The sequence below is a fragment of the Paenibacillus sp. UNC451MF genome (assembly GCF_000686845.1).
Taxonomy (GTDB): domain Bacteria; phylum Bacillota; class Bacilli; order Paenibacillales; family NBRC-103111; genus Paenibacillus_S.
The window spans coordinates 21,256-36,393 of record NZ_JMLS01000012.1; the positions used below are offsets into that span (position 1 = coordinate 21,256).

The 15,138-nt window shown below is 48.1% G+C and carries 14 protein-coding genes; 13 read left to right on the forward strand and 1 reads right to left on the reverse strand.

The window, feature by feature from the left end:
- The first annotated feature begins 1 nt into the window (after nucleotide 1).
- The 11 genes from BP97_RS41025 to BP97_RS0114130 all read left to right on the forward strand — a co-directional run bounded on the left by BP97_RS41025 (nucleotide 2) and on the right by BP97_RS0114130 (nucleotide 12,176).
- A complete protein-coding gene (locus BP97_RS41025; protein WP_036745878.1) occupies nucleotides 2-202 on the forward strand; it encodes a TIGR02452 family protein in 201 nt (66 codons plus the stop codon).
- Between the two features lie 29 nt (nucleotides 203-231).
- On the forward strand, nucleotides 232-570 hold the full coding sequence (locus BP97_RS41030) for a TIGR02452 family protein (protein WP_051620577.1): 339 nt from the start codon (nucleotides 232-234) through the stop codon (nucleotides 568-570).
- A gap of 192 nt (nucleotides 571-762) precedes the next feature.
- Entirely contained in the window at nucleotides 763-1,740 is a 978-nt protein-coding gene (locus tag BP97_RS0114090) for an ABC transporter ATP-binding protein (protein WP_051620608.1), read from the forward strand.
- A complete protein-coding gene (locus BP97_RS0114095; protein ID WP_028549682.1) occupies nucleotides 1,737-2,864 on the forward strand; it encodes an ABC transporter permease in 1,128 nt (375 codons plus the stop codon). The genes BP97_RS0114090 and BP97_RS0114095 overlap by 4 nt, the downstream gene beginning before the upstream one ends.
- Before the next feature lie 179 nt (nucleotides 2,865-3,043).
- The gene (locus BP97_RS0114100) at nucleotides 3,044-4,594 is read left to right on the forward strand and encodes a response regulator (RefSeq protein ID WP_051620578.1); all 1,551 of its coding nucleotides are present in this window, start codon (nucleotides 3,044-3,046) and stop codon (nucleotides 4,592-4,594) included.
- 6 nt (nucleotides 4,595-4,600) lie between these two features.
- Nucleotides 4,601-6,400, forward strand: coding sequence for a cache domain-containing sensor histidine kinase (locus BP97_RS0114105; RefSeq protein ID WP_156043216.1), 1,800 nt, complete (start codon nucleotides 4,601-4,603; stop codon nucleotides 6,398-6,400).
- Nucleotides 6,401-6,563: 163 nt separating this feature from the next.
- Nucleotides 6,564-7,478: an ABC transporter permease gene (locus BP97_RS0114110; protein WP_231506311.1), complete on the forward strand. Its 915-nt coding sequence runs from the start codon at nucleotides 6,564-6,566 to the stop codon at nucleotides 7,476-7,478.
- Nucleotides 7,472-8,332 carry a carbohydrate ABC transporter permease gene (locus tag BP97_RS0114115; RefSeq protein ID WP_028549686.1) on the forward strand — a complete coding sequence of 287 codons (861 nt, stop codon included), beginning with the start codon at nucleotides 7,472-7,474 and terminating at the stop codon, nucleotides 8,330-8,332. Before BP97_RS0114110 ends, BP97_RS0114115 begins: the two co-directional genes overlap by 7 nt.
- A gap of 93 nt (nucleotides 8,333-8,425) precedes the next feature.
- Nucleotides 8,426-9,943, forward strand: a complete 1,518-nt coding sequence (locus BP97_RS0114120; protein ID WP_156043224.1) for an extracellular solute-binding protein — start codon at nucleotides 8,426-8,428, stop codon at nucleotides 9,941-9,943.
- Nucleotides 9,944-9,967: 24 nt separating this feature from the next.
- On the forward strand, nucleotides 9,968-10,792 hold the full coding sequence (locus BP97_RS0114125; RefSeq protein WP_051620579.1) for a phytanoyl-CoA dioxygenase family protein: 825 nt from the start codon (nucleotides 9,968-9,970) through the stop codon (nucleotides 10,790-10,792).
- Nucleotides 10,793-11,069: 277 nt separating this feature from the next.
- The gene (locus BP97_RS0114130) at nucleotides 11,070-12,176 is read left to right on the forward strand and encodes a response regulator (RefSeq protein ID WP_051620580.1); all 1,107 of its coding nucleotides are present in this window, start codon (nucleotides 11,070-11,072) and stop codon (nucleotides 12,174-12,176) included.
- Nucleotides 12,177-12,267: 91 nt separating this feature from the next.
- On the opposite strand, the gene BP97_RS38850 is transcribed toward BP97_RS0114130, so the two are convergent.
- Nucleotides 12,268-13,170, reverse strand: coding sequence for a helix-turn-helix transcriptional regulator (locus BP97_RS38850; RefSeq protein WP_051620581.1), 903 nt, complete (start codon nucleotides 13,168-13,170; stop codon nucleotides 12,268-12,270).
- A gap of 137 nt (nucleotides 13,171-13,307) precedes the next feature.
- Here BP97_RS38850 and BP97_RS0114140 point away from each other — a divergent pair, with 137 nt between their 5' ends.
- Complete coding sequence (locus BP97_RS0114140; protein ID WP_028549690.1) at nucleotides 13,308-14,144, forward strand: phytanoyl-CoA dioxygenase family protein; 837 nt, start codon at nucleotides 13,308-13,310, stop codon at nucleotides 14,142-14,144.
- Nucleotides 14,145-14,159: 15 nt separating this feature from the next.
- Nucleotides 14,160-15,101, forward strand: a complete 942-nt coding sequence (locus tag BP97_RS36270; protein ID WP_051620582.1) for an NHL repeat-containing protein — start codon at nucleotides 14,160-14,162, stop codon at nucleotides 15,099-15,101.
- Nucleotides 15,102-15,138 lie beyond the last annotated feature (37 nt).

The window sequence follows — 15,138 nt, forward strand, 5'->3', positions numbered from 1 at the left end:
AATGAGTAGAAAGGAAATTGCGCTGGAGACCTTGAGGATTCAGCAGCAAGGCTACTATGAATACGACGGGCAGCGGATAGATTTTGCCACGGCGCAGAAACATTCGGAGGATAGCAGTCACCTGATCACTCCTGAACAGGGTGCGGCTTTGGTACGAGACTGTCATCCGTTGTCTAAGTCACCATTTATTCCCCTGATGTAGTCTTTTTCCGCGATGAGCGTTTTAACCTCATGAAACGGCCGATCATGGCATCGGTGTTGACGCTGCCCGCCGTGAACTATGGACAGGTGCTGCTAAAGGGGGAAGCCCACCAGAGAGCGGAACGAGTGATGAAAGACCGCATGCGTTTGGCCCTGGCGATATTCGCGCACAAGGAAGACAAGAACCTCGTTTTGGGAGCGTACGGTTGCGGCGTATTTCGGAATGATCCGGTGAAGGTGGCCGGATGGTGGCGGGAACTATTGAACGACGAAGGCTTTGGACAATTGTTCTCGGAAATCAGGTTCGCAGTACTGGATACTTCTAAGGACGGCAAATGCATACGTGCATTCGAAAATGTGTTTAATTGATTTTCCCAAACTCCCAAAAAAGCAATTGAAAAGAAACATAATACGCTGTAGCATGCTAAAATAGTATGGTGTGAATTTTTACCTTTGACTATATATCACATGAATAATTGCGGAGTTGCTGGGTAAGATCGAGTTTTACCTTAAGTCGGAATTTTGGAATTAGAAGTGAGGAGAGTGTTAATGAGAAGCGATATGGAATCGTTACAAGTTGCTGACGACACCGGAGAAGCGATCATCATTGCGGACGGCCTTGTGAAGAGGTATGGTGCCCACACCGCAGTGAACGGAGTTAGCTTTACCGTCAAGCGAGGCGAAGTGCTCGGTTTGCTTGGACCAAATGGCGCCGGTAAGACGACGACGATGGAGATGATTGAAGGCCTCCGACGCCCCGATGGAGGTGTTGCCAAGGTTGCCGGCTTCGATACGCAGAAGGATTTACGGAAGGTTAAGGAAGTGATCGGCGTACAATTGCAATCGACGTCGATGTTCGACCTACTGAAACTGAAGGAAATCGTGCGCATGTACGCAAGCTTCTATCCAAAATCGCTTCCTGTGGAATCGTTGCTCGAAGCGATGCTCTTGAAGGAGAAGATGAACGACCGTGTCAAGCATTTATCCGGAGGCCAGAAGCAGCGGCTCGCGATCGCTCTCGCCCTTGTCAACGACCCGCAGGTCGTGTTCCTCGACGAACCGACAACCGGGCTCGACCCACAGGCTCGTCGAACGCTGTGGGACATTATCCTTAAGCTGAAGGAGCAAGGTAAGACGGTTGTGTTAAGCACGCATTATATGGATGAAGCCCATGTCCTTTGTGATCGCATCTGCCTTATGGACCAAGGCAAGGTGATCGCCCTCGACACCCCTCAGCGGCTCGTGCGCAGCCTTCATTCCGACAGCGCCATCGAATTCCGAGCGCCTAGCTACGAAATCTTGCCGGAGTCTGAACGCGCAGGCCTATTGCAGCTTGTCCAATCTGTCGCTGAAGTGAAGCAGGTCGATACGCACAAAGATATTTTCATTCTTTATACCGATAATCTACAAGCCTCGCTTATTGATTTCATCGGCAAGGCTGGAGCGACGGGCTTAACTTATGCCGAACTGCAAACGAGGACGGCGACGCTTGAGGACGTGTTTATCCACATGACAGGGAGGAGCTTGAGAGAGGAATGAATTTCGCCGCATATATCCAGCTGACGCTCGCTCAGCTACGTCTCTTCGCCCGCAACCGTCAGATGCTGTTCTTCACCCTGCTATTCCCGTTACTTCTCATGATTATGCTTGGTTCTTTCGTCGGCAAAGGGGGCAGTGTGTCCCTTGACACCGTCATCGTCGATCAGGATAGCACGCCGCAGTCGCAGTCTTTGATTGCCACGCTGGAAGAACAATCCGTATCGCCACTGAAGGCAGTGGCTAGCTCTGACGAAACAGAAGCCCTTGACCTGCTTAAAAAAGGTGATAAGCAGTTCGTCATCGTCATTCCGAAAGGCTATGGTGAACAAATCGCCGCATTTTCCACCTCACCCGCTATCGCAGGGTCGAACGCTGGAAAGCTAGATGTCTATTACGACGAGACGGACGCGGCTAGAGCGAACGTAGGCCTTGCGGTGATCGGACAGCTTGTCGATGGCGTAAGTAAGAAAATCACGCAGTATAAGCCAGCAGTCACGATCGAAGGCAAAGGCGTCAGATCGCTCAACTTGAAATATATCGATTTTCTTGTGCCCGGTATCGTCGCGATGATGATTATGTCGAACAATCTAAACGGCGTCGCCGGTCAAATTTCCTCTTGGCGCGAGCGCGGCGTACTGCGCCGGATGCAGAGCACGCCGCTGCGGGCGCCGACGTTCATCGCCGGTCAAATTACAGCGCGCCTGCTGCTGAACTGTATTCAAGCTCTGCTAGTGATGCTGATCGCCAGCTTGTTTTTTAACACGCAAGTGAATGGTTCCTGGTGGCTGCTCATCTTGTTTGTCGTGCTCGGCACACTCACCTTCATGGCGATCGGCTTTATCATTGCCGGAGTGGCGAAAACCCCGGAATCCGCAGGTCCGATTGCCGGCGTAATCTCATTCCCGCTCATGTTCCTCGGCGGAGTATTTTTCCCGATCAATTCGATGCCGGAGGCTTTCCAAGCCGTCGTCAAGCTGCTGCCGATTTCACACCTGTCAACGGCACTTCGTCAAGTGATGAACACCGGTGCCAGCTTTGGTGAGTTGTGGCCGCAGGTGGCTTTGCTCGGTGGCTGGACGATTGTCGCCTTCATAGTTGCCAGCTTTACATTTCGATGGGACTAAAATGTGCAGATGAAAAAGGCATCAACCGTAATGACGGTTGATGCCTTTTTCTTACTGCTTCAGCAGGATATTCATTTTTTGTACTTTTTAACAAGTTTAATGTATAGGTTGCAGCCCTGCAATGTGCTATGATGTATAGCAATATTGAAAGCGCTCTTATGATGAAGGAGGCATGGATCATGCAGATGAATACAGAACCACTATCGGTTTTGATTGTGGATGACGAACTGCCACTGCGCGAGGAGCTCAGGCTTTTTCCATGGCAGTCTTGCCAGGCTGAGCTCGTAGGAGAGGCCGAGAACGGGGAAGAAGCATTGGAGCTGTGCCGGAAGCTAAATCCGGATTTGGTTATCACGGATATAACGATGCCAGTGATGAACGGTTTGGAGCTATTCCGCTGCATTAAGCAGCAATTCCCTCTTACTCAGGTCGTTTTGTTAACCTGCCATAGCGATTTCGATTATGCCCGTGAGGCGCTGCAGCTAGGTGCGCTGGAATATTTGATCAAAGTCTCACTGCTGGATACGGATATGGAGCAAGTGATCACCAAAGCCCGCCACGCCATAATGCGCGAGCGCAATCACATGCAGAGCGAGAAGCAGCGGCAGCGGTGGCAGCTCTCCAGAATGCTCGTCCAGCCCCATACATCGGAAGAAGCGGGTCAAGACATTGCAACGCTTTTACGACAATGGAACCTTGAGTATCCTTTGCTGATAGTCAGGCTGCACACGGATGCGAGGGAGGAAGATGAGGTTTACGTTCATCACGAACTTCAAGCGATACTGACTCAGCTTGAGAAAAACGAATGGATGCGTGCTCAATGGGTGCCTTATGGAAAAACCGGAGATTTTTTGCTGCTTATCAGCGATAGAACGGAGGTTGGCAGGACAGAAAGACTCGCTCAGATGGAGAGCTTGCTTGCCCAGCTGCAGGATGAACTGGAGAAGCGTTTACCTTATATCGGGGCGCCAGTTCGTCTATTCGCGGTATTAGGTCAACCATGCGGGATGATTGAGAACAGGCTTGCCTTGGATAATAGCATCCGTCTACCGGAATCAGCATTGTTCTACGATAATACCGGAACTGTCTATGACGGTATGGTGGAAGAGGTTGTGAATCCTCTCTGCTCAGTGGATAAAGAAGAACAGCAGATGCGCATCCGTCAAGCTTCAGCATCGGGGCATGAGCTGGTCCGCTATTTTCGTGAGGAATTGACCGACTGGGCTCTCGGGTGTCGACCGGAACCAGGACAATTGAAGGGGTGGCTGCTTTCACTTAGGAAAGAGTGGCTGAGAGCGGACGATTCTGGCTCGGACATCTCTTCTGCAAATAGGCTGCTCAGAGCAAGTACCATGATGGAGTTCGTCTCCTTAATGTCTCGTGAGCTGGAAGCTGAAGCGGGTCTTCAACCCAAATGCCGCAAAGAAGTCGTTCAGGCGAAGAAAATCATATCGGATCGGCTAGCAGAGCCAATTACCTTAACGCAAATTGCTGATGAAGTGGGGTTAAGCTCCTACTATTTGAGCCGTTTATTCCGGGAGGAGGCTGGGGAGTCCTTCAATGAATTCGTGACGCGCCTGCGGATGGATAAAGCAATAGAGCTGCTCCGAACAACCCAACTAAAGGTATATGAAGTGGCGGAACGGGTAGGGATTCCAAGCTATCGGTATTTTTCCGTATTGTTTCGCAACCGTACCGGAGTGGCTCCGACGGATTATAAGAAAGGTTGAGATGCGATGGTGAAAAGAACGATTCGCTGGATCAAAAGCTGGAGCATGGCCATGAAGCACTTTTTGTTCCTTTTTACAGGGACATCAGTGCTATTTGCTTTACTTGCATGGAATAACCTGCACGATGCCGAGCAATTGTTCCGCAAGCAGGTGCTCTCCGATGCACAGGTCATTATAGACCGCACCAATCTGTATTTGAACGCGTATTTGGACAACGTTCAGAACATTCTGCTTCTTTTGTCTACAAGAGATGATTTACTGGATGAAGCACATGAAGAGGAGGCAATCCAAGCTCTCCGCCAATATGCAGAGAAGAACAGCACGCTGTACAAAACGCTTTACCTGATAAGAGCGGACGGAAAGGTGATGTCGAACACGCAGGTATATCTCGACATTATTGGCAACCCGCATCTGGAGAAACTGTACGCCCAGGCCTCCAAAAGCTATGGCGTTATGATCAGTGAGCCTTATGATTCGCCGCTGTCTGGAAAGACGGTCGCTTTCCTGCTGCCCATCACGTCCAAGTATGGAGGAGAGATGAAGGGGATGGCGGTGATTGAGATCGATCTTGTCAAGCTGACCAACATGCTCGCCCAATTCATGAACTCCAAGAATCAAACCTTCACGATTATTACCAATAAAAATAACGTAGTCAATACATACGATTCCAGCTGGCCTTTATTTTATTATACGCTGCTGCCTTATAACACCACGTTGTTTCCTCCAGAGCTGAAGAATGATTTCGTTGCGAAGATTGGCGATCTTCCCATCGGGGTTACCCAGATTGACGGAGCCAAAGACAAACTGATAGCGGTCAAATCCGGGATGAACCGGCTAGGCTGGTATTTTATCGCGTTCATCGAGGATAGCTTCTTTTATCAGAATCTAATTATTTTATATAACAACTATAAAACGGCCGCAGTGGTGTGGATTCTGATCCTTTGTATCAGCACGTTCATGATGAGCCGCTACGTGACCTATCCGGTTCGAAAGCTGGTCGCCAAAATGGACCGGGTTCACGATATGGAGGTTCTGCCCAGCATTTCCGTACCGGGGGAAGACGAGATAGGGAAGCTGGCCAAGAGCTACAATGCGATGATGGAGCGCATCCACCATCTGCTGACCGAGACGAAAGAGATGGAGCAGCGCAAGAAGCAGTATGAGCTGAAAATGCTGCAAAGCCAGATTGCGCCGCATTTTCTCTATAATACCCTTGCTTGCATCAGCAGTCTGGCCAAACAGAGGAAGATTGAGGAGGTACGCGAAACGATCCGCTCGCTCGTCGGGTTGTTGTCGTTCAGCTTCGATAAGAGCCATGAATTCGTCTCTCTCGAGGAGGAGCTGGAAGGACTGCGGATGTACGCACATATCCAAACGGTCCGTTATGGCAATAAGTTTACTCTCGATATGGATGTCGACCCGGGTACTCTGTCCATCCGGATGCTCAAGCTGACCCTGCAGCCGCTGGTGGAAAACTCGATCTTTCATGGTATCGCTCCCCAAAAAAGCGTAGGTCATATCCGTGTCCGTACTCTGCTGCGCCGTGGCAATTTGATTATTTATATTAGAGATAATGGGGTTGGAATGGATATGAAGCAGCTGGAGGGTGTATTCACAGAAAGGCGAAAAGCGCCGAGCAAGCACAGGTTTACGGGGATTGGCATCATGAATGTGCAGGAGCGGATTCAACTACACTATGGGGAGAAATACGGTCTTCGGATCGCAAGCATCCCTCATACCGGAACGCTAATTCAGATCAAGCTTCCGGCCCATGTTCACGAAGAAAAGGACATTCGCAATAATTGAAACATTTTCGCAGGATCACTGCATAGAACCCGTTGTAAGCGCTTGCTATACTACAGATATAGAAGCTAATGCTTTCAAACGAGAAGAGAGGTGATCACAATTGGAGCAGCAGCTGACTACACAAGAGATGTCCGCAATCGACTCAACTACTGGGTCCAAATCGATGAAGTTCAAGCTAGGTATGAAAAAGGTCTGGGCGTTTCGCGCCTTTTATTTCATGCTGCTTCCAGGAGTTCTGTACTATGTCATATTCAAGTATATCCCTATGTACGGAGTCATCATTGCGTTTAAAGATTTCAATATACTCGACGGTATTTTGGGGAGTTCTTGGGCGGACCCTTGGTTCAAACATTTTCAAGTTTTTTTTAACTCCCCTTATGTTACATCCTTGCTCGTCAATACGTTTCTGATCAGCATTTACAAGCTCATTTTCGGTACGGTGCCGCCGATCCTTATGGCTCTGCTGCTGAATGAATGCCGGAATCGGTGGTTTAAGACCATTATCCAGACGCTGACGTATATGCCGCATTTTTTATCCTGGGTCATTATTTACGGCATATTGATCGCACTGCTCTCGCAAAGCTCGGGTCTGGTGAACCGCTGGATTGAAGAGCTGGGGGGGACATCGATCGGGTTCATGACCTCGATCAACTACTTCCGGGCAATTCTTGTCGGATCTGAAATATGGAAAGATCTCGGATGGGGAGCGATTATTTATTTGGCTGCGATGACGGGGATTGATCCGACCCTTTACGAAGCGGCTCGCGTTGACGGAGCTAGCAGGGTCAGGATGATCTGGCATATTACCCTGCCGGGTATCCGCAGTGTGATCGTTCTTCTCCTGATTTTGAAGCTCGGTCACATTATGGACGCGGGGTTCGATCAGATTTATATTTTGTACAACATTCAGGTGTATCAAGTTGCCGATATCCTGGACACCTGGGTATTCAGAACAGGACTGCAGCAGTTGAACTTCAGCATGGGCGCAGCAGTCGGGCTGTTCAAATCGATAATCGGCATGGTGCTGGTCATCGGTTCGAATCACTTGTCCAAAAAGTGGGGTGAAGGGATATGGTAAGACGCTGGGAGGAACGAGTCATCGATTCGGTTGTATACGCGATACTGGGATTAGCCGGACTTGCTGCGATCTTTCCGTTGATGTACGTCGTATCGGTATCGATCACCCCATTCTCGGAGGTGCTCAAAAACGGCGGTTTCCTGCTCATTCCGAGATCCGTTACGTTCTCGGCGTACTATCAGCTGTTCACGCAATCCAATATCCCGAGAGCATTCAGCGTCACCGTCTTCATTACAGTTATCGGTACACTGATCAATCTGGTGCTTACTGCCTTAATGGCCTACCCCCTCAGTCGCAAGCAGCTGCCAGGTCGCTCTATCTTCTTGATGCTAGTGGTATTTACGATGCTGTTCAACGGTGGAATCATTCCGACTTATCTTATTGTTAAATCTCTAGGCTTAATCGATTCCGTCTGGTCGATGATATTACCCAATGCCATATGGAGCTTTAATGTGCTCATAATGAAGAGCTTTTTTGAGAACTTGCCTGAGGAACTGTTCGAGTCCGCGCGCATGGATGGAGCCAAGGAGTTCCGGATCCTAATGCAGATTGTTCTTCCGCTTTCTGTGCCTTCTATGTTGACGGTCGGCTTGTTCTACATGGTTGGTCATTGGAATGAGTTTTTTCAAGCCGTCATGTATGTGACAGACCGTACGTTATTTCCGCTGCAGGTTGTCATCCGCGAAATATTGATGTTAACCCAGCAGCCTCTGGAGAACGCGGAAAACATGCTCCCTACGGAAACGATGCAGATGGCTTCGGTCGTCATGGCAAGCTTGCCAATTATTATCATATATCCGTTTATCCAAAAGCATTTCACCAAAGGTATGCTTCTCGGTTCCATCAAAGGTTGAACATTGGACAGCCTGCTACGGACTGCAGCCGGACTTGGGCTATCCGCTTTCATAAATGAAAGAAAGAAGGGGATTTCATTGACCAAAGCAAAAATGCTTGTTCTCGCTATGTCCGCTATATTGCTCACAGGCTCGTCCCTGGCCGGATGCTCGAGCACCAAGACAGAACCGGCAGCAGCATCCAAGAACGGTGCCTCCGGGGGCAAAGACAGCAAACCGTTGAAGCTCGACATTATCGAAACAGGCAATGGGCTGCCATCTCCCGATCAAGATATTATTAAGCAGGAGCTGGATAAAGCGCTGGGCACTGATTTGAACTTGACCGTGTACGCTTCCGGGGATGATTACAAGAATCAGCTGAATGTGCGGATGGCCTCTGCGAACTTTCCGGATATTTTCGGAGTGGACCGGCAGCAGCTTAAGCAATTTTCGGAACAGGGGCTGCTGCTCGATCTGACCCCCTATTTGGATAAGCTGAAGCCGACAAAGGATTTTATCGGTGAAGAAAGCTTGAAGAAGGGGATGATGAACGGGAAATTATTTGCCATAGCCAAATCGCCGACTATTCCTTACAATACTTATTTCATCCGGAAAGACTGGCTTGATAAATTAGGAATGCAGGTACCCAAGACGACGGATGAGCTGTTAGAAGCAGCCAAGGCATTTGCAGAGAAGGACCCGGATGGCAATGGGAAAAAGGATACGTTTGGCCTCACTGGACAAAAGCTCGATGCTTTCAGCTCGATATTCGGCGCTTATGGAGTCGGATTCGAGGCAGGAGCGCCCAGCTTGTACGTTCGGGACGGGAAGCTTGTTAACTCGCTGTATGATCAGGGCATGAAGGATGCGCTCAGCTTCATTAAAAAGCTGACGGATGCTGGAGCCGTCGATCCTGAGCTTATGGCTAATTCGGGTTTGCAGCATCAACAAAAAGCGATTAAAGGGCAAGCCGGGATCATTTATATCGATTGGCCGAATATGACGAAGGATCAATTCGTTGAGCAGATCAAGGCCGTTAATCCTAAGGCTGAATGGGTGCAGGTGGGTGCGTTAAAAGGTCCAGGCGGTCAATATACCAGCGCATGGGATATAGGAAAAACCGCCGGCTTGTATGCGATACCGAAGGCGCTTGAGAAAAATCCGGAGAAGCTGCAAAAAGTGCTCGATCTTTTGAATTATGTATCTACAAAGGATGGCTCTTTACTTGTACAATATGGGGTCAAAGGCAAGCACTACAATCTGGAGGGCAGCAAAGTCGTTCCAACTGATTTGATGGGTAAAGAGGGCGGCTATTTCTGGCTGTATCAATTCACTGGTCGCCCTGAGATGGACTATTTGCAGGTGAAATTTGCCAAACAATCGCCTTACATTGAGTTCGCCAACCAGCAGCCGCGCATTCAATCGCTTGTCGGCTTTGTCGATTATCCGAACGGCTACAATGCAACGGATGCTTCGCGATACATTGAAGAGGAGCTTGCCAAATTCGTTTACGGCAAACGTCCTATCAGTGAATACGATGCCTTCCTCAAAACACTCGAGGGCTCTATGAATTATAAAGTCTATATGGATGCTGCGCAAAAGCAGCTGAAGGATCTCGGCTATTTGAAATAATAACCATTAAGGAGAGTGCAATCCATGAATCTATCTTCTGTTCCCGAGCTGGTACGTCAATTTCATGAAGACGGTTATTTGCTCCTCAAGGGGATATTGTTACCGGAGAAGGTGGGGCGTCTGAATGCGGCTATCGACTCCATTATAGCCGAGCAGCCCGATTCGCTGGCCTACAACATATACAACAGCGTGGAACGACATGAAGAAATTGCATCGCTTATTGACGAACCGACGATTCTGCCGTTGATGGTGCAGCTGCTTGGATACAATATTCAGCTCCATATATCCCATTTGACGATCCGCCGGCCCAATCCGCAGGGGGAGACTACATCCTCGCAAAGCTTTATCAACTGGCATCAAGATGGCCCGCACCCTCAGTTTCCTCGATTGGGAGGAGTTACTTCCGCCTATTATATTAAGAGCTGCTATATCTTAAGCGATATGTCCGAGCCTAACCGGGGCAATACCAAGATCGTACCGGGTTCTCATAACAAGCCCTTCCAGCCTGACCATCAAAACGTAGACGATCTGCTGCCTGGAGAAATCCAGGTGTGCGGGGAGCCGGGGGACGTGTTCCTATTCCCGCAAAATTTGTGGCATGCCGGTGCGCCGAACCGTTCGAACTATACACGCAGGCAGCTGTTTCTTGGGTACAGCCCGATCTGGATGCGGCCGATCGATTACCGCACCGCTTCCGATAAGCTGCTGCAGGGCGCAAGCCCCTACCGTAAGCAGCTGCTGGGAGTCATTGACGACAATCCGTTTAAATATTACGTTCCAAGTGATTCCATGGTACCCTTAAAACAGCTTTATACAGGCGATCCGGGAACCGGAGGGTATGCACACTAAATTTTCGTAGGAACTTCGGTGAAGACGTAGCGCGAAGACGCAGCTACTACTGAATCCCGACTGTAGAGAAATAGCTTTGATAACAACCACGGAGATTATTCCGTGGTTGTTTGTTGTTCATAATAACTAATCATTAGATCGGATATTCATTAGTGTGAACTATATAGGGGCATTAAGTTTGTGTACTAACTATTGTGAGTTTCTTGTGAGAATGATTTAGTACAATTGGCAATGATTAGGATTTTTTCAAGAGGAGTGAATTGCAATAATACGCGCTATGTTGATTGATGACGAAGAAAATGCGCTGGATAGTTTGGCAAATTTATTGCGAGAGCTTTGTGATGCAACGATTGAACGTTATAACAATCCGTCTCAAGCATTGAAGGCTCTTGAAGCGGTTGATGCAGACGTGATTTTCGTAGATATTCAGAGATCGAGAACCAGGGGGATAGGGGCGGCGAGGAAGATTAGAGCGAAGAGACCGCAAGTGCAGATCGTCTTCACTAGCTCTTCCTCTGAATATGCGGTAGAGGCATTTGAAATAGGCTCGACCGATTATTTATTAAAACCGTTTACGAAAGGAAGGCTGAGAGACACCGTTTCTCGCATTGAGAAAGCCTTGCCGGCTCAAACATCCGGCGATGCAAAAGGCGCTGGACGAACCATCGTACAATGCTTCGGAGGCTTTTATATCCATACCGCACATGGAACCCTTTCATGGAAAACGAACAAAGAAAAAGAGCTGTGCGCATATTTGATGCAGCATGGAGGCAATGAAATTGCGCCGGATCATATTATCGAATCGATTTGGCCTGAATCTGACCTCAACAAAGCGAAGGCTTATTTGTATACCTGTATATCATTTTTGCGGAAAAATTTTCAAGCGAACGGTGTAAATATCACCGTCGATAAAGTGGGGGGAGGATATGTCTTGCAAGGACAAGAAATGGAAAGCGACGTGTCAGCATTTGTGAGTCTAGTAGAAATGGTATTATCGGAAGGTTTCATGGATGAGCGGCAGTATGAAAGGATGAACGCTCTGCATAAAGGGAAATATTTGGAGAATTGCGACTACCATTGGGCAGTTTGGAAGCGTGAACAGCTCACAATAAAATATATCGATGCGCTACGGGTCATGTGCAAATATTTTATTAAAAGCGGTAATATGCCTCTTGCGGCCGATAGCTTGCAGCGTATTCTTTCGCTGTCTCCTGATTCGGAGAAAGACGGTCGTGAACTGATCAAGCTGTACGTTCATGAGAATAAACGCAAAGAAGCTATAAAAGTGTTCCATCAGCTGGACCAGGAGGTCAGGGGAAATCTGGGCGTGGAGTTGGAAGCAGAGACGGTTCAACTATTTAAGAGTATTGTACAGAATGGTTGAGGAACAATTGAATAGATTGCCATACAAGTTATTACTCAATGAAAAGAAATGAGTTTGATACTGATCAAGCTCATTTCTATTTTTTTGGAGCCTAATTTGGATTCAATCCCGTAACTTCCATTTGAGGGTAGTTCACAATACCTTGCTGCTTGAACTCGCTGGGCGTTACTCCCGTCTCTTTTTTAAAATTTCTGCTGAAATAGTGAATGCTCATATAGCCTAGCCGTTCCGCGATACAATCGATTCTTTCGCCATTTAGAAGAGCCTGCTTCGCTTGGCGGATTCGCTCTGAAATGAGGTATGATTTTGGATTTTGCCCAACCTCATCGTGAAACAGCCTTGTAAAATAGCTGGAGTGATAGCCACATAGCTGGGCAAGCTCACTAACAGACCAGTTCTTGGCGGGATGGTCCCGCATTGCGCGAAGTGCGTTTTGGATTTTGAGCCCATGCTGCGAATGGCTTGGGCTTCTAAGCTGTCGCACTAATAGTGCGATCATTTTCATTAATAATGATCTTAGCAGATACGGGTGAGCTAGTTGCTGATACTGATATTCCACAACCATTTCCAGCAAGGTGGTTTCTATACCAGGAATGCAAGCATGATGGGGTAGGGTAAGCACTTTGCCTTCGGGCAGCACAAGTCCGTACGACGCTGGGTTAAGTGCCAGCTCTGACGGTGTGGCGGCACGAATTCCGTGTGCGGGGTGTACAGGCAGCAGAGAGGTTCCGTTCCAGGAAAAATGCAAGCTTATATAATCAGTAAGCTTCACTGCAGATAGCCGGTGAGGACTGTTAGCTCCATAAAAAACGCATTCTCCTGGCAAGACACGATAGCGATTCGGCCCAAGCTCCAACAAAGCCTCTCCGGAAATGACGTAGAATAATTGACAATCCGGGATAAGTCTAGGACCCCAGGCAGCTCCGGTGTCCCCTTTTGAACGAGTAACAAAGTTGACCGTCGGAGACATGCTGTACAATTCGTGAATAATCAACGCAAACCGCCTCCCTTAGCGGGAAAAGATTGAAAAAGTGCAAATAAGGTTTGAAAAATACCAAATACACGGAATTTAAAGGTAGGTAAGATTAACTCATGACCAAATCATTATATCATTGAATGGGGGACTGAAACATGTTAAACGCTGCTCAATTGCTTGAGTTTGAAACGAATGGCTTTCTGAAGAGGGATGTCATTCTCAGTAATGAGGAAGTGGAGAAGCTTCGTCAGGAACTAGATCTGGTAATGGAGGGGAAGACCGAAAGAAAGGCAGTTCTAAATCATAACAAGAATGAAAAAAAGAAAGACGGCCTATATGATGATATGAAGATGAGTGTGGACGAAAAGGTGGTCCAGATCGTTAATATTTGGATGGCCAGTGACCCGTTCTTTCAGCATGCTTCTCACCCAGTTATATGCGAAGAAATTGCACAGCTCTGCAAAACAGATACGGTACGTATATGGCATGATCAGGTTCAGTACAAACCACCTGTATCCGGGGGGCCAACGGGCTGGCATCAGGATCATCCGTTATGGCCGATTATACAGCCAGCTGATCTAGTTAGCGCTTGGGTTGCGCTTGACGATGCCATCATTGAAAACGGATGCATGTGGATGGTGCCTGGGAGTCACAAGTGGGGTGATCATCAGAAGTACTTAGCAAGTACCTCCGACTTTAAGCCATATCATAAACAGCCTGACCTGCTTCCCCAGGAAGCTGTTGTAGAAGCTGTTCCTTTCGAAATAAAGAAAGGTCAGGTGGGATACCATCACTGTCTAACTTGGCATGGAAGCCCGCATAACCGGTCACAGCTGAAACGCAGAGCAATAGCTGTTCACTACATGCCTGGTCATACCCGCTATGAGCCTCTAAAAAATCATGTTATGCATCAATACGTTTCTGTGAAGCCGGGGGAAATTCTTGTCGGAGAGCAATTTCCGGTTGTATACAGCCAGGCAAAATCCATTTAAAGTAAGGGAGCGCATATGACAAAAGAAACGGTTCTAGGCAATGCAGTATTGTCGTATGAAATAGCTATTGATTGGGGGAAATTGCCATCCGGTATTTCCTATGGTTATACACATGGTGTCTGCGTAGATTCTAAGGATAATGTGTACGTCCATAATACAGGGGAGCATGCTATTATCGTCTTCGATCGGGACGGCAACTTCCTTACATCCTGGGGACAGGAATTTAAGGGCGGTGCCCATGGATTTTATTTGCACAAAGATGCAGACGGAATGGAATATTTGTATATTACGGATACAAAACGGGGACTGCTTGTCAAAACAACCTTAAACGGAGAGGTTCTGATGGAAAGGCGGCGTCCAGAGCGCCCGGACCTGTATGACTCGGATCGACGATATGTCCCGACAGATGTCTGTGTAGCGCCAAACGGAGATGTTTATGTTTCTGACGGTTATGGACAGTATTACATTCATCACTATGATTCAAAAGGGACCTATTTAAGATCATGGGGTGGTCGCGGCTCCGGGCAAGGGCAGCTGATTGAGCCGCACGGAATTTCCGTCAATCTTCGGGGAGAAGAGGCGGAGCTTTATGTGGCCGACAGGAGAAATCACCGGATTCAGGTGTTCACTTTAAACGGCGAGCACAAACGCTTCGTGGAACACGACTTGGATTTACCTTGCAGCTTTTATTTTGCCGGAGAAGAGGTTTTCATTGCTGATTTAAACAGTCGTGTTACCGTCTTGGACAAAAACGATCTGTTGGTTACCCACTTGGGTGAAGACCAACAGGCATACAAGCAAAAGGGCTGGCCGAATCTGCCCAAGGACTACTTCCGTCCTAATAAATTCAGCTCCCCTCATGGGATTTGTGTAGACTCTAGAGGAGATGTCTATGTGGTTGAATGGATAGCGGACGGCCGTCTAACAAAGCTGATTAGGTGTATCGGTAAAACGTAAGATGAACAAGTTATCTTTTTGAGCGTGATGATTTGGG

Bases quoted from the DNA above. Each gene is read 5' to 3' on its own strand.
- BP97_RS0114115 (WP_028549686.1), top strand. From the start codon at position 7,472: ATGGTAAGACGCTGGGAGGAACGAGTCATCGATTCGGTTGTATACGCG.
- BP97_RS0114125 (WP_051620579.1), top strand. From the start codon at position 9,968: ATGAATCTATCTTCTGTTCCCGAGCTGGTACGTCAATTTCATGAAGAC.
- BP97_RS36270 (WP_051620582.1), top strand. From the start codon at position 14,160: ATGACAAAAGAAACGGTTCTAGGCAATGCAGTATTGTCGTATGAAATA.
- BP97_RS0114110 (WP_231506311.1), top strand. From the start codon at position 6,564: ATGAAGTTCAAGCTAGGTATGAAAAAGGTCTGGGCGTTTCGCGCCTTT.
- BP97_RS0114140 (WP_028549690.1), top strand. From the start codon at position 13,308: ATGTTAAACGCTGCTCAATTGCTTGAGTTTGAAACGAATGGCTTTCTG.
- BP97_RS0114090 (WP_051620608.1), top strand. From the start codon at position 763: ATGGAATCGTTACAAGTTGCTGACGACACCGGAGAAGCGATCATCATT.
- BP97_RS0114130 (WP_051620580.1), top strand. From the start codon at position 11,070: ATGTTGATTGATGACGAAGAAAATGCGCTGGATAGTTTGGCAAATTTA.
- BP97_RS41025 (WP_036745878.1), top strand. From the start codon at position 2: ATGAGTAGAAAGGAAATTGCGCTGGAGACCTTGAGGATTCAGCAGCAA.
- BP97_RS0114100 (WP_051620578.1), top strand. From the start codon at position 3,044: ATGCAGATGAATACAGAACCACTATCGGTTTTGATTGTGGATGACGAA.
- BP97_RS0114120 (WP_156043224.1), top strand. From the start codon at position 8,426: ATGCTTGTTCTCGCTATGTCCGCTATATTGCTCACAGGCTCGTCCCTG.
- BP97_RS41030 (WP_051620577.1), top strand. From the start codon at position 232: ATGAAACGGCCGATCATGGCATCGGTGTTGACGCTGCCCGCCGTGAAC.
- BP97_RS0114095 (WP_028549682.1), top strand. From the start codon at position 1,737: ATGAATTTCGCCGCATATATCCAGCTGACGCTCGCTCAGCTACGTCTC.
- BP97_RS0114105 (WP_156043216.1), top strand. From the start codon at position 4,601: ATGGTGAAAAGAACGATTCGCTGGATCAAAAGCTGGAGCATGGCCATG.